Raw genomic sequence first — 13,191 nt, forward strand, 5'->3', positions numbered from 1 at the left:
AGTTTTCTAAACTTAGACCTGGCGAACCTTCTCGCCATCGCCGAACAGCGACGGACCATTCTGGTCGATGATCTGCTGCGCCTTGCGGAAGGTCGACTCCAGCGCATCGTCCGACGAGGTGAAGACATCGGCGCGGATGAAATTGCGCACCAGCGTCTCGCCGTTCACTTCTTTCTCGATCCGGCCCATCAGGCGGAACTGACTGCCCTCGCGCTGCGGCGTCGCGTAGATCGTGCAGCCGCCATGCACCTGCGGCTCAGCGGTGACGGAAGAACCGCCAGCCTTTTCGGCGCTCGTCGTCGAAGCGCCGCCACCGGTGAAGATCGAGAGAATATTCGACAAGATCGAAGCCATGAATCGCCTTTAGCATGAAGGACGTGGGGTGGCAAAGTTAAATAATCAGGTTCGCCAGAATGTCGTTCTCGGTGATGTCCTCATAGCCCATGCCGGCGCGTTCGAAATTCTCGACCAGTTGCTTGAAATTGTCGGGATCCTTGGTTTCGATGCCGATCAGGATGGAGCCGAAATTGCGGGCGCTCTTCTTCAGATATTCGAAACGGGCGATGTCGTCGTCGGGACCGAGCAGATTGAGGAAATCGCGCAGCGCGCCGGGACGCTGTGCCAGTCGCAGGATGAAGTATTTCTTCAGCCCGGCATAGCGCAGGGCACGCTCCTTGACGTCGGGCAGACGCTCGAAATCGAAATTGCCGCCGGAGACGACCGCAACGATCGTCTTGCCGCGAATGCTCTCACGATCCATCGCCTCGAGTGCGGTGATCGCCAGCGCGCCGGCGGGTTCCAGCACGACGCCTTCGACATTCAGCATATCGGTGATCGTCACGCAGATGGCGTTTTCCGCAATCAGCATGACCTGCTCCGCCGCAAAATCCTTCAGCGCGGCGAAATTCAGGTCGCCAATACGGCCGACGGCCGCGCCGTCGACGAAATTGTCGACCTTAGCCAGCGTCACCACGTGCCCGGCCTCCATGCTGCGCCGCAGGCTGGGTGCTCCCGCCGGCTCGGCAAAGACGAATGACTCCTTGGTGAGGCGATCGGCAAAATAACCGGTGATGCCGGCCGCCAATCCGCCGCCGCCGACGGGCAGCACGATGCGGTCTGGCACAACACCATCTGGCAATTGCTCGGCGATTTCGGCCGCGACCGTCGCCTGCCCCTCGATGATATCGACGTGATCGAAAGGCGGCACCATCACACCGTCAATATGCTGCACATGCTCGCGCGCTGCCTGGTAGCATTGGTCGAAGAAGTCGCCGAACAGCTTGATGGTGATGAATTCACCGCCGAACATGCGGGTTTTGTCGATTTTCTGCTGCGGCGTCGTCACCGGCATATAGACCACGCCCGGCACCCCGAAGTGGCGGCAGACGAAAGCAAAGCCCTGCGCATGATTGCCGGCCGAAGCGCAGACGAAAGTCTTGCCGGTACCGCCCGCGGCAATCACCTTGCGAAAGAAATTGAAGGCGCCGCGAATCTTGTAGGAGCGCACCGGCGTCAGATCCTCGCGCTTCAGCCAGATGTCCGCACCATAACGAGCGGAAAGATGCTCGTTCAGTTGCAGCGGCGTTGCGGGAAAAAGGCCACGCACGGCCTCGGTGGCGTTGGAAACATCCTGCTTGTCCACGGGTTTGGTCCGTTCCTGTTCAATCCACCTTCGCTATGACACAGGAAACCTGAGTAAAGAAAGCCTCTTTGGTGCGCTTTCCGGCTTGTCCAAGCGACATTGCGACCATCAAGCGCGCAACTGCTATGTTTCGCGCCACCATGTTACATCCGGTCGCAACACAAGATCTTCGAATTGACAGGAAGGATGGGCCTGCTTCCAATGCGAGCCAGCCATCATGACGATGGTTAGAGGCCCGCTCCAATCCGGTTCATCCGGTGCCGGCGGGCTTCGCTTGAAGCTCAAGGTTGCAGAACAGCTCGCATTGTCACGCCGGACGCGCTCATTGTGAAAGCACTGCAAAAATGGCATCTGGCTTCCCGGATTTCTCGGAGAGCTTGGGATGCGTTTTGTTTTAATTGCGGTTGTCTTGGCCTCTTCGCTGGCTTCGTGTGAAACACAGGGACGCGGATCGACGCGAACGGTCATCGTGACGCCGAAACAGGCGAGAGAGATGCTGGCGGATGCCGAAAAGACCTGCTCATACCTGGGCAGCGACAAGAACCCTCTCAAGAATTATTGCCTGGAGACATACCTCAAAAATCTTCTGAGAAATCTCCCCACCGAGGGCACGACCGCCAAATCCGGCACCTCCAAATCCACGAGGAAGCATATATAAGCGAACAACCGCTTGACTGAATCGGGCAACTGATTGATTGGAAAGGCACGCGGACGTGGCGAAATTGGTAGACGCAAGGGACTTAAAATCCCTCGGCCTTAGGCTATACGGGTTCGACCCCCGTCGTCCGCACCAGATCCCTGGATAGCCGCTGAGCTCTTGCCCCTCCCCCTATCCGAAGCGGAATAGCCATCAAAAACAAGGCGGCCCCGTTGGACCGCCTTGATATCTTTGTCGACTTTAAACTCTTAGCGAATGATGATCGTGAATGCTTTGCGCGGATACCACCAGCCGTCGCTGTGGCGGCGATAGCCCGGACGGGCGTATTTATAACCGTGATAGCCGTTCCAATAGCCGGGACGATAATGCGGCGGACGGCGGTGCGGGTGGTGTCCGTTGTTATCCCAATGCCGGCGGTCCGGCTGATGGTATTGCACTAGCTCGATAGCGGTGCTTGCTGCTGGCTTCGTCTGATAAAGCGGTGCGGCGACTGAGGGGGCGACGGATGCGAGGCCCATGACCAGGGTCAGCGCACCAACGCCGACGATGCTGAAAATTTTGCTCATGATAGCTCCTATCTAAAATTTGCAGCTGCTCATTGAACCAGGATTGGTGAACGGAATATGAATTCCACCTGAAATAGCGATCACATCGCCGGCATCGCCCATTGCTGCACATTGAAATTTGTGATGACCAAAGGCTGCCGGGAACGACTTCAACGACGACCCGTGGATCGATTGCTAGAGACCGGCGGATCGGCTCTCATGGTAGTTAATAGAGCCTCATGGAGAGTTGCATGCCCTTTTCCATTCTTCTCGCGCATTTCCTGGCCGGTGTTTTTCTTGCCAACGGCGTGCCGCATTTTGTCAGTGGCGTGCTTGGCCGACCGTTCAGAACGCCCTTCATCCGCTTGCACGACGGCAGGGTCAGTTCACCGGGATTGAACGTATTCTGGGGCTGGCTGAATTTCGCCGTCGCTTTTGCGCTCTTCTTCTATATCGGGCCATTTTCGGCGGCAGCGACGTCCGATCTGATCGCGGCGGCGGCCGGCATCTTGCTGACGGGGCTGCTGCTGGCGCGCATCTTTGCCGAAAGCTAAGCCGGTTGCGGCACGCAAAAAGGCGCAGCTTTCGCCGCGCCTTTCTTTAGGTCAATGAGCGCCGGTCGAATTAGGCGACGAGCTTGGCCGCAATCTTGGCAACATGGGCGCCCTGGTACTTTGCAGCTTCCAGTTCGATCTCCGAAGGCTGGCGCGAGCCGTCGCCGTTGGTGATCGTGGACGCGCCGTAAGGCGAGCCGCCCTTGACTTCTTCGGTGCCCATCTGGCCCTGGAATGCATAGGGAAGGCCGACGACGGCCATGCCGTGGTGCAGCAGGGTCGGAATGAAGCCGAGGATGGTCGATTCCTGGCCGCCGTGCTGGGTAGCCGAAGAGGTAAACACCGAGCCGACCTTGCCGACAAGCTTGCCGCCGAACCACAGGCCGCCGGTCTGATCCCAGAAATTGCGCATTTGCGACGTGACCGTGCCGAAGCGAGTGCCGGAGCCGACGATGATGGCGTCGTATTCGGCCAGTTCTTCCGGCGATGCGATCGGTGCTTCCTGATCGAGCTTGAAGTAGGAAGCCTTGGCAACCTCCTCCGGCACCAGTTCCGGCACGCGCTTGACGGTCACGTCGGCACCGGCCGATTTTGCGCCTTCAGCGACGGCATAGGCCATCTTCTCGATGTGACCATAGGCGGAATAATAGAGAACCAGAACCTTAGCCATATACGTCTCCTGTTGTTGGACGTGTTGATTTTCGAGCTGACTTGTATCAGCGGGAAAACGAAGGCGCAGCCCCTGCAACTGGAACGCACTGTTCACCCGATGTAGACGAATATTCACTTGCGGATGCTTTTTGACGGCCGCCAAGGAAACGAAAACGGCAGTTTGCATTCGCCGCAAACGGCGCTACCTATCTCAGACGTTTTTTTCGAACGCGCGGCTGCGCAATTCCACGGATACTTCCATGACCAATGAAACCATTGTCACCGCCGCCATGCTGGCCATCGGGGACGAACTGCTCTCTGGCCGAACGAAAGACAAGAATATCGGCCATCTCGCCGATGTCATGCTGCTTTCCGGCATCGACTTGAAGGAAGTTCGTATCGTCGCCGACGACGAGGATGCCATCGTCTCAGCGCTCAACGCACTGCGCGGCCAATACGATTACGTCTTCACGTCCGGCGGCATCGGCCCGACGCACGACGACATCACCGCCGACGCCGTCGCCAAGGCTTTCGGTGTGCCTTGCGAACACGATGCCGAAGCGATGCGGCTGATGGCCGAGATGTACGCGCGGCGCGAGATGGAATTTACCGAGGCCCGCCAGCGGATGGCGCGTATGCCGGTCGGCTCCAAGCACATTGCCAATCCGGTTTCGACCGCGCCGGGTTTCAACATCGGCAACGTCTATGTCATGGCCGGCGTCCCACAGGTTTTTCAGGCGATGCTCGACAATGTCGTGCCCACCCTGCGTTCCGGCACCCGCATGCTTTCGACGGCGATTTCCTGCCCTTACGGCGAAGGTGAGATCGGTACGCCGCTCGGCGCCATCCAGAAAGCACACCCGGAGACCAGCATCGGCTCCTATCCGCGCTATATCGGTCAATCCTTCTCGACGGAGATCGTCGTGCGGGCCCGTTCCGCCGAGCTGGTTGAAAGTGTCGCTGCCGAAGTGCGCGCCATGATCGAAACCATCAGGCGGGCGAAAGCCAAGGAAAATCAGTCCGCTGAAGCATGACATTCAACGAGTGCCTTTAACTCGCCAGGGAACCGCTGTCATGTCGGCGCATTATTATCAGGCGAAACACTGATATAATGAAACGATCCGGACCTTTCCGCACGGGAGATCAATGTCATGTCCTATAAAACCATCCTCGTCATTCTCGACACCCCCGACAATACGCGTGTGGCGGTCGATTTTGCTGCCGCGCTCGCTAAGGAACATGGCGCTCATATCGTAGGCCTGCATGCGGAAATCGTCTCGGCTGTTCCGCTGGTGGCGCCGATGGAAATCCCCGATCCGATCGCGGTACAGGCACTACAGGATATGGCGCACAGCCAGGCGGTCGATATCGAGCGGCTGTTTCGCTCGAAAATGGAACGCGAGGGCATCGCCTATGAATGGCGCAGCTTCGCCAGCACCGTCGGCTATGGCTCGCAGCCGCTGATAGAAAGCGCCCGTAGCGCCGACCTGTTGGTCGCCGTGCAGCCCGACCCGCACAAGTCTTCTGACTCGCATGTCGATGTCGAAAGCTTCCTGTTCGAAAGCGGCCGTCCGGTGCTGCTCATTCCCTACATCTTTACCGAGCCGAAGCCGATCCGTCGTGTCCTGATCGCCTGGAACGGCTCGAAGGAAGCTGCCCGTGCCACCTTCGATGCTCTGCCGTTTCTGAAGGCCGCCGATTCCGTTGAGGTTTTCTCGGTCGACACGTCCGATAGTTCGACGCATTCGCCGACAGAAACCGGTTTAGAGATTGCCGCTACGCTTGCCCGCCATGGGATTCGCGCCAGACTGGAAACGGCGACCTGCGGCGGCAAGACGCCATCGCAGGTCATCGAAAATCGCCTCGCCGACGACAGCATCGATCTGCTCGTCATGGGTGCCTATACACATTCGTGGCTTTGGCAGTTGATCTTCGGCGGCACGACGCGAACGTTGTTGCAGTCGATGACGGCGATGACGCTGCTGGCGCGCTGACCAAATATAGGACTCTGTTTGAGGGCAGGCTCAGGCGCGGGCTCAAAGCGCGCCTGGGTCCCGTACCGCCTGCCGGATATGCGGCGGCTCTTGCCTTTTGGCGGCAAATCCAGCAGAAAGCAGCGACCGATGAGAGAATTCCCGCCAGGGAACCATTCGCGTGGTCCACGGAACGTGATCCCAAAAAGATCCAAAGCGTTTTTTGGATAGAGATCGTGTTTGGTCGGACCAGCGAACTGCGTTTCAGGATTTGGTCCATGGTCCGCGCCCGTCGCGGGGTCTGCTCAGGGTCGCCGGCAGCGCCGGTGCGTTGTCATCCTCTGCCTCCCGGAGCTTCTCAGCCATGTCCCTGCCCGATAAAGCCTTTCCCGTATCCTGGGATCAGTTCCATCGCGATGCCCGCGCCCTTGCCTGGCGGCTGGCCGGCCTCAAGCGCGATTTCAAGGCGATCGTCTGCATCACCCGCGGCGGCCTCGTCCCTGCCGCCATTATCTCGCGCGAACTTAATATCCGCCTGATCGAGACCGTCTGTATCGCCTCCTACCACGATTATTCGAGCCAGGGCGAAATGAACCTGCTCAAGGGAATAGCGCCGGAACTCGCCGCTGACGGCGGCGAAGGCGTGTTGGTCATCGACGACCTGACCGATACTGGCAAGACCGCCGCTGAAGTGCGCACCATGCTGCCAAAGGCGCATTTCGCCTGCGTCTATGCCAAGCCGAAGGGGGTGCCGACCATCGACACCTTCATCACCGAGGTCAGCCAGGACACCTGGATCTATTTCCCTTGGGACATGGGTTTCACCTACCAGGAGCCGATCGCCAAGGGTCATCGCGGGTGACGCTCGTGGGTCTCACGCGAATCACTAGTGATTCTGCGTGATGTGCCGAAACCGGACAAAAACATCAGCAATAGAGGTGGGCGCTTCAGCGCCCACTATATTTAGTGGTTGTCGAGATACCAAGATTACGTGGGATTCAAGGCCTTCTGCGCGAATCATGAGGGGTTGCTGCATGCTTTTGCCCCTCTGCCAATGGCTCCGAGGTCACGGTCACAATATTGTCGCGTTTATTTCCGTCGGCGGTAGCATTCGACCCGTCAGCGGTCGCGCGAAGGGCGAACAATTTCCGCCAAGCGCTTGAATCTTCTGATCTCCTGGCGTTTCCCCAATTTCCACAGGCAAGCCCACAAGATATTGTGGTTAAAAATCCGTCGCAAACCACCCCTTGACGGAATCGGGTCTTTCAAAGTTAATGACTGACGTTGTGGCGGCGACTGGACCGGACGGATTAACGGGGGCTGGTCCTTAACTCGAAATCGGATTTGGATTCAGGGCGATACACCATGACTGGTGGCGCCGTGAGGGTTTTTGTGCCGATGTCGATGCTGCCAAAAAAAGACATGCGGGGACTGGCGGCAATAAGCTGTTAATACTATATTTAGTGTTTGCAGCCACCATCACCACAAGATACAGGAAAGTCATCTCCGGGTGACACCTCCTGTCAGAGGACAGAGTGAACACTGGCTGCGCGTTGAAATCGCGAGGCCGGACAAAGATTTTTGCGCCCTGTTACGAGGCAGGTGCGCGTCAACGAATGAGGTTATGGGACCATGCGCATCGAACGCCGTTTTACGAAGGCAGGCCAGTCACCCTATGCGGAGATCGAGTTCCGCAAAGCGACCAGCGAGATCAAGAATCCTGACGGCTCGATCGTCTTCCGCCTCGAAAACATCGACGTGCCGGCGCAGTTCTCGCAGGTTGCTGCCGACATCCTGGCGCAGAAGTATTTCCGCAAGGCCGGCGTGCCCGCCAAACTGAAGAAGGTCGAGGAAAACGACGTTCCTTCCTTCCTGTGGCGCTCCGTGCCCGATGATGCGGCCCTGAAGGATCTGCCGAAAGAAAGCCAGACCGGCTCCGAAACCGACGGACGCCAGGTCTTCGACCGTCTCGCCGGCACCTGGACCTATTGGGGTTGGAAGGGCGGCTATTTCTCTTCCGAAGAAGACGCTTCCGCCTTCCGCGACGAGCTTGCCTATATGCTCGCGACCCAGCGCGTCGCGCCGAACTCACCGCAGTGGTTCAACACCGGCATGCACTGGGCCTACGGTATCGACGGCCCCGGCCAGGGCCATTTCTATGTCGACCCCTTCACCGGCAAGATCACCAAGTCCAAGTCGGCCTATGAACATCCGCAGCCGCATGCCTGCTTCATCCAGTCGGTCGAGGACGATCTCGTCAACGAAGGTGGCATCATGGACCTCTGGGTTCGTGAGGCGCGTCTCTTCAAGTACGGTTCCGGCACCGGCTCCAACTTCTCGCTGCTGCGCGGCGAAGGCGAAAAGCTTTCCGGCGGCGGCCGCTCCTCCGGCCTGATGAGCTTCCTGAAGATCGGCGACCGCGCCGCCGGCGCCATCAAATCGGGCGGCACGACACGCCGCGCCGCCAAGATGGTCGTCGTCGACATCGATCATCCGGATATCGAGGAATATATCAACTGGAAGGTGAAAGAAGAGCAGAAGGTCGCCGCACTCGTCACCGGCTCGAAGATCGTCGCCAAGCATCTGAAAGCGATCATGAAGGCCACCGTCAATTGCGAAGGTGACAACGGCGATTGCTTCGATCCGGCCAAGAACCCTGCCCTGAAGCGCGAAATCCGCGCCGCCAAGAAGGACCAGGTTCCGGAAAACTACGTCCAGCGCGTCATCCAGTTCGCTCGCCAGGGCTACAAGGATCTCGAGTTCAAGACCTATGACACCGATTGGGATTCGGAAGCCTATCTGACCGTTTCCGGCCAGAACTCCAACAACTCCGTATCGATCAAGGACGACTTCCTGCGCGCCGTCGAGAACGACGCCGACTGGCACCTGACCGCCCGCAAGGACGGCAAGGTCGTCAAGACGCTGAAGGCGCGCGACCTTTGGGAGTCCATCTCCTACGCCGCCTGGGCATCGGCCGATCCGGGCCTGCACTTCAACACGACGATGAACGACTGGCACACCAGCCCGGCCGCCGGCCCGATCCGCGCATCCAACCCGTGCTCGGAGTACATGTTCCTCGACGACACGGCCTGCAATCTTGCTTCGCTGAACCTGATGACCTTCAAGGATGCCGCCTCCAAGCGCATCAACATCGACGACTACGAGCATGCCGTTCGTCTGTGGACCGTCGTTCTCGAAGTCTCTGTGATGATGGCGCAGTTCCCGTCGCGCCGCATTGCCGAACTCTCCTACGAATACCGCACGCTCGGCCTCGGCTACGCCAATATCGGCGGCCTGCTGATGTCCTCCGGCATTCCTTACGACTCGGACGAAGCCCGCGCCATTGCCGGTTCGCTGACCGCGATCATGACCGGCATCGCCTATGCGACCTCGGCCGAAATGGCTTCCGAACTCGGGACCTTCCCGATGTTCAAGCCAAACCGCGAACATATGCTGCGCGTCATCCGCAACCACCGCCGCGCCGCCTATGGCGAGACCTCGGGCTATGAAGGCCTGTCGGTCAATCCGGTGGCGCTGATCCACTCCGAAAATCCTGATCAGGATCTCGTTGCCCATGCCAAGGCTGCCTGGGACAAGGCGCTGGAGCTCGGCGAAAAGCACGGCTACCGCAACGCCCAGGCAACCGTCATCGCGCCGACCGGCACGATCGGCCTCGTCATGGATTGCGACACCACCGGCATCGAGCCCGACTTTGCGCTGGTGAAGTTCAAGAAGCTCGCCGGCGGCGGCTATTTCAAGATCATCAACCGCGCCGTTCCGGAAGCGCTGCGCGCACTCGGCTACAGCGAAAGCCAGATTGCCGAGATCGAAGCCTATGCCGTTGGCCACGGCAACCTAAACCAGGCGCCGGCCGTCAACCCCTCGACGCTGAAGGCCAAGGGCTTCACGGACGAAAAGGTGGAAGCCGTCAACGCTGCTCTGAAGAGCGCCTTCGATATCAAGTTCGTCTTCAACCAGTGGACGCTCGGCGCCGACTTCCTGAAGGGCACGCTGAAGGTTTCCGACGAGCAGCTGACGGACATCAGCTTCAACCTGCTCGACCATCTCGGTTTCTCCAAGAAGGAGATCGAGGCTGCCAACATCCATGTCTGCGGTGCGATGACGTTGGAAGGCGCGCCGTTCCTTAAGAACGAGCACCTCGCCGTCTTCGATTGCGCCAATCCCTGCGGCAAGATCGGTAAGCGCTACCTCTCGGTCGAAAGCCACATCCGCATGATGGCTGCCGCTCAGCCCTTCATCTCGGGCGCCATTTCCAAGACGATCAACATGGCCAACGAAGCGACCGTCGAGGATTGCAAGAACGCCTATATGCTCTCCTGGAAGCTCGGCCTGAAGGCGAATGCGCTTTATCGCGACGGCTCCAAGCTCAGCCAGCCGCTGAACTCTTCACTGATCGAAGACGACAATGACGAGGATGCGCTGGAGGAACTGCTGCAAGCCCCGGCTGCCGCCCAGGCCGTCACCGTCACCGAAAAGATCATCGAGCGGGTCATCGAAAAGGTTGTCCGCAGCCAGGAAAAGCTCCCCGGTCGCCGCAAGGGTTACACCCAGAAGGCCAAGATCGGCGGACACACCATCTTCCTGCGCACCGGCGAATATGACGACGGCCGTCTCGGCGAAATCTTCCTCGACATGAACAAGGAAGGTTCGGCACTACGCGCCTTCATCAACAACTTCGCCATCTCTGTCTCGCTCGGCCTGCAATACGGCGTGCCGCTCGAAGAGTATGTCGACGCCTTCACTTTCACCAAGTTCGAGCCGGCCGGCATCGTCACCGGCAACGACGCGATCAAGAACGCCACGTCGATCCTCGACTACGTCTTCCGTGAGCTCGCGATCTCCTATCTCGGCCGCCACGATCTCGCTCATGTCGACACCTCGGATTTCTCGAACACGGCGCTCGGACGCGGCGTATCGGAAGGCAAGGCTGATGTCGTTTCCAAGGGCCTGACCCGCGGCTACAAGCCGACGCTAGTGCCGACATCGGGTGAACGCCAAGCAGCAGAGGTCAAGGGTTCGGCTACGGCCGCTCCGGCGCGGGCCGCCTCGGTCGCGACGATCACCGCTTTCGCCGGCAATACCGTGCGCAAGCTTGAGCCGGCTACTGCCGTCACCACCTCGGAAGTCGTCGCCTTCAAGCGTGACTATGAGGAACGCGCCAAAGAACTGGCCGAAGAGATTGTTGAGGAATTGGCAAACGAAACCGCCGAAGCCTCCACCGCCCTCTTCACCGACAAGGCGGCGGATGACGCGGCAACGGCGAAGGCGGAAGCCAAGAAACTGGAATCCGAACGCCGCGCCCGCTCCATCATGCAGGGCTACACCGGCAACATGTGCACCGAATGCCAGAACTTCACGATGGTCCGCAACGGCACCTGCGAGAAGTGCGACACATGCGGTGCAACGAGCGGATGCAGCTGAGGTGCCAGTCACAAGGTGTGTCGTCGATCCAATCAAGGTATTGCGCAAAACCAATCCTAACTGCGCAAAATGACGTGGGTCGCGTCCAATCCAACTTTTCCCTGGCATAGAAATTTTGGAATTTTGGACGCGATAGGCACAAGAAAGAACAGAAACCTAATAAGCGCACGGATTGCTCAAATAATCCCAAGATAAAATCAGCAGAGAAACTGTTGAATGGAGTAAACGAAGAGGCGACTCAATGCGTTTAAAGAAACGTTGAGTCGCCTCATTTCGTTTTAGCTTCGGAAGTATTTAGCCTCATCACAAAAGCGGAGAATTTCCCTCAATGAATGGCGCCAAAATACTGAAAGTAAGGGATTTTTAACGGATTTATATTTACATAATCCCTGATTTTGGCTATGTTACTCTAGGTGATTCGGAGAAACGAAAGAAGGATCGACGCAAAGGAAGTGAAATCGGAGAACCTTTCTCCGCGATGCCGCAACCGAGACTGCAATCTCGGCCACGACACCTTGCGAATAACCTTTGAGCATTCGCATGACCGACAGACCTTAGTCCGCCAGCCGCTTAAGCAAGAGCACTATAGGAGGATTCGGGTCCTACGTCCCGCCAAAGCAGGGAGCTGGTCTCGAATGCTTGGCGATCGCCCGCGGCTGCCTAAATGGCAATGCAGCTGAAGCACTTCACCTGCTAAATCGATCCGACCGATATGCCGTGACCTAACGCACGTTAAGGGCAGCTCCAAGACGTCCGCTTCGGGCCGACTGCGATCTTGGCCGGATCGCACCAATTGCGGTCGTTGCTGTGAATGGTCTACAGTTCTGCGCCTGCGGGATTATCGGACGGACCAGTGAATGACTGAGGCATGCATCAATACCTACAGTCCACGGCAATTGCACGCCAAGGCCTGGGCCGAAGAATACGAACTCATTGACCGCCAGCTTTCTCCTCTTGGCCTACGAGCCATGGAGGAGCTGCGTTTGGGTCCTATGGATACCGTCATCGATGTCGGTTGCGGGACGGGGCAGACGATCTTGCAACTAGCGGATCGGGTCGGTGAAGAAGGGCTGGTCTACGGCGTAGATATTGCAGAACAGCTCCTCTCGGTCGCCGGTCAACGCACAAGCCATCGCAAATGTGTTCGCTTGATTGAGGCCGATGCTCAGGTGGTGGAGCTACCCTCTCGCAGTGTGGATGCGGTTTTCTCCCGCTTTGGCGTGATGTCACTTCGTGATCCAATAGCCGCTTTCTCCAATTTCCATCGCTCGCTGAAGCGGGATGGCAGGATTGCATTCTGCTGTTGGGGGCCTTTTCTGGACAATGAATTGGACAGGTTTCCGTTACTTGCGGCGGGATTTCAATCGCCAGAAGACGAAACCCCTTTCAGCTTTTCAGACCCGGAATATGTCCGCAACGTTCTCATGTCTGCCGGATTTAAAGACATCGCAATGGTACCTTACGACGAAGCAGTGACCAGCGGTGACGTTGACGCAATGACGCGCGTGCTGCTGAGCGTTGGCCCGCTTGGTAAAATTGCTCGCGAGAACCCCGCGATCAAGTCGGCGGCTGAACCCAAGTTGCGCGAAGCGCTCGCAGGCCTTGGCCACGCAGCGAGTGTGGCACTTGTCGCCTCGATATGGATCGTGACAGCGAGGGCCTGATACCCTCTATGACAATCAGTTGGACTATTCGCAGTGACCGCTTCGGGCCGACAGCCCTTTCG

10 protein-coding genes and 1 tRNA gene are annotated in these 13,191 nt (G+C 58.3%); 7 read left to right on the top strand and 4 right to left on the bottom strand.

The features are described 5' to 3' along the window. Positions 1–12: 12 nt before the first annotated feature. Positions 13–354, bottom strand: a complete 342-nt coding sequence (locus FHT86_RS08270) for an HlyU family transcriptional regulator (RefSeq protein WP_133706356.1) — start codon at positions 352–354, stop codon at positions 13–15. A 37-nt stretch (positions 355–391) separates the two neighbouring features. Next, positions 392–1,642, bottom strand: a complete 1,251-nt coding sequence (gene ilvA, locus FHT86_RS08275; RefSeq protein ID WP_133706357.1) for a threonine ammonia-lyase — start codon at positions 1,640–1,642, stop codon at positions 392–394. A gap of 707 nt (positions 1,643–2,349) precedes the next feature. Here ilvA and FHT86_RS08280 point away from each other — a divergent pair. Next, positions 2,350–2,435: transfer RNA gene (locus FHT86_RS08280), tRNA-Leu, on the top strand. 113 nt (positions 2,436–2,548) lie between these two features. Here FHT86_RS08280 and FHT86_RS08285 read toward each other — a convergent pair. Beyond that, on the bottom strand, positions 2,549–2,866 hold the full coding sequence (locus tag FHT86_RS08285; RefSeq protein ID WP_133706358.1) for a hypothetical protein: 318 nt from the start codon (positions 2,864–2,866) through the stop codon (positions 2,549–2,551). 230 nt (positions 2,867–3,096) lie between these two features. Here FHT86_RS08285 and FHT86_RS08290 point away from each other — a divergent pair, with 230 nt between their 5' ends. After that, complete coding sequence (locus FHT86_RS08290) at positions 3,097–3,399, top strand: hypothetical protein (RefSeq protein WP_133706359.1); 303 nt, start codon at positions 3,097–3,099, stop codon at positions 3,397–3,399. A gap of 70 nt (positions 3,400–3,469) precedes the next feature. Here the strand turns inward: FHT86_RS08290 and wrbA are convergent, their stop codons facing one another. Further along, positions 3,470–4,069 (bottom strand): NAD(P)H:quinone oxidoreductase type IV, encoded by a 600-nt coding sequence (wrbA, locus tag FHT86_RS08295; protein WP_133706360.1) that lies wholly within the window; start codon positions 4,067–4,069, stop codon positions 3,470–3,472. Between the two features lie 241 nt (positions 4,070–4,310). Between wrbA and FHT86_RS08300 the strand changes: the two genes are divergently transcribed. From FHT86_RS08300 to FHT86_RS08320, 5 genes are all read left to right on the top strand, one after another. Beyond that, positions 4,311–5,084 carry a competence/damage-inducible protein A gene (locus tag FHT86_RS08300; RefSeq protein ID WP_133706361.1) on the top strand — a complete coding sequence of 258 codons (774 nt, stop codon included), beginning with the start codon at positions 4,311–4,313 and terminating at the stop codon, positions 5,082–5,084. A 117-nt stretch (positions 5,085–5,201) separates the two neighbouring features. Next, entirely contained in the window at positions 5,202–6,044 is an 843-nt protein-coding gene (locus FHT86_RS08305) for a universal stress protein (protein WP_133706362.1), read from the top strand. Positions 6,045–6,387: 343 nt separating this feature from the next. After that, entirely contained in the window at positions 6,388–6,885 is a 498-nt protein-coding gene (gene gpt, locus FHT86_RS08310; protein ID WP_133706363.1) for a xanthine phosphoribosyltransferase, read from the top strand. Positions 6,886–7,655: 770 nt separating this feature from the next. Then, complete coding sequence (locus FHT86_RS08315; protein WP_133706364.1) at positions 7,656–11,465, top strand: vitamin B12-dependent ribonucleotide reductase; 3,810 nt, start codon at positions 7,656–7,658, stop codon at positions 11,463–11,465. Positions 11,466–12,322: 857 nt separating this feature from the next. Beyond that, positions 12,323–13,129 carry a class I SAM-dependent methyltransferase gene (locus tag FHT86_RS08320; RefSeq protein ID WP_133706365.1) on the top strand — a complete coding sequence of 269 codons (807 nt, stop codon included), beginning with the start codon at positions 12,323–12,325 and terminating at the stop codon, positions 13,127–13,129. Positions 13,130–13,191 lie beyond the last annotated feature (62 nt).

It is taken from the genome of Rhizobium sp. BK313 (genome assembly GCF_014193655.1).
GTDB lineage: Bacteria > Pseudomonadota > Alphaproteobacteria > Rhizobiales > Rhizobiaceae > Rhizobium.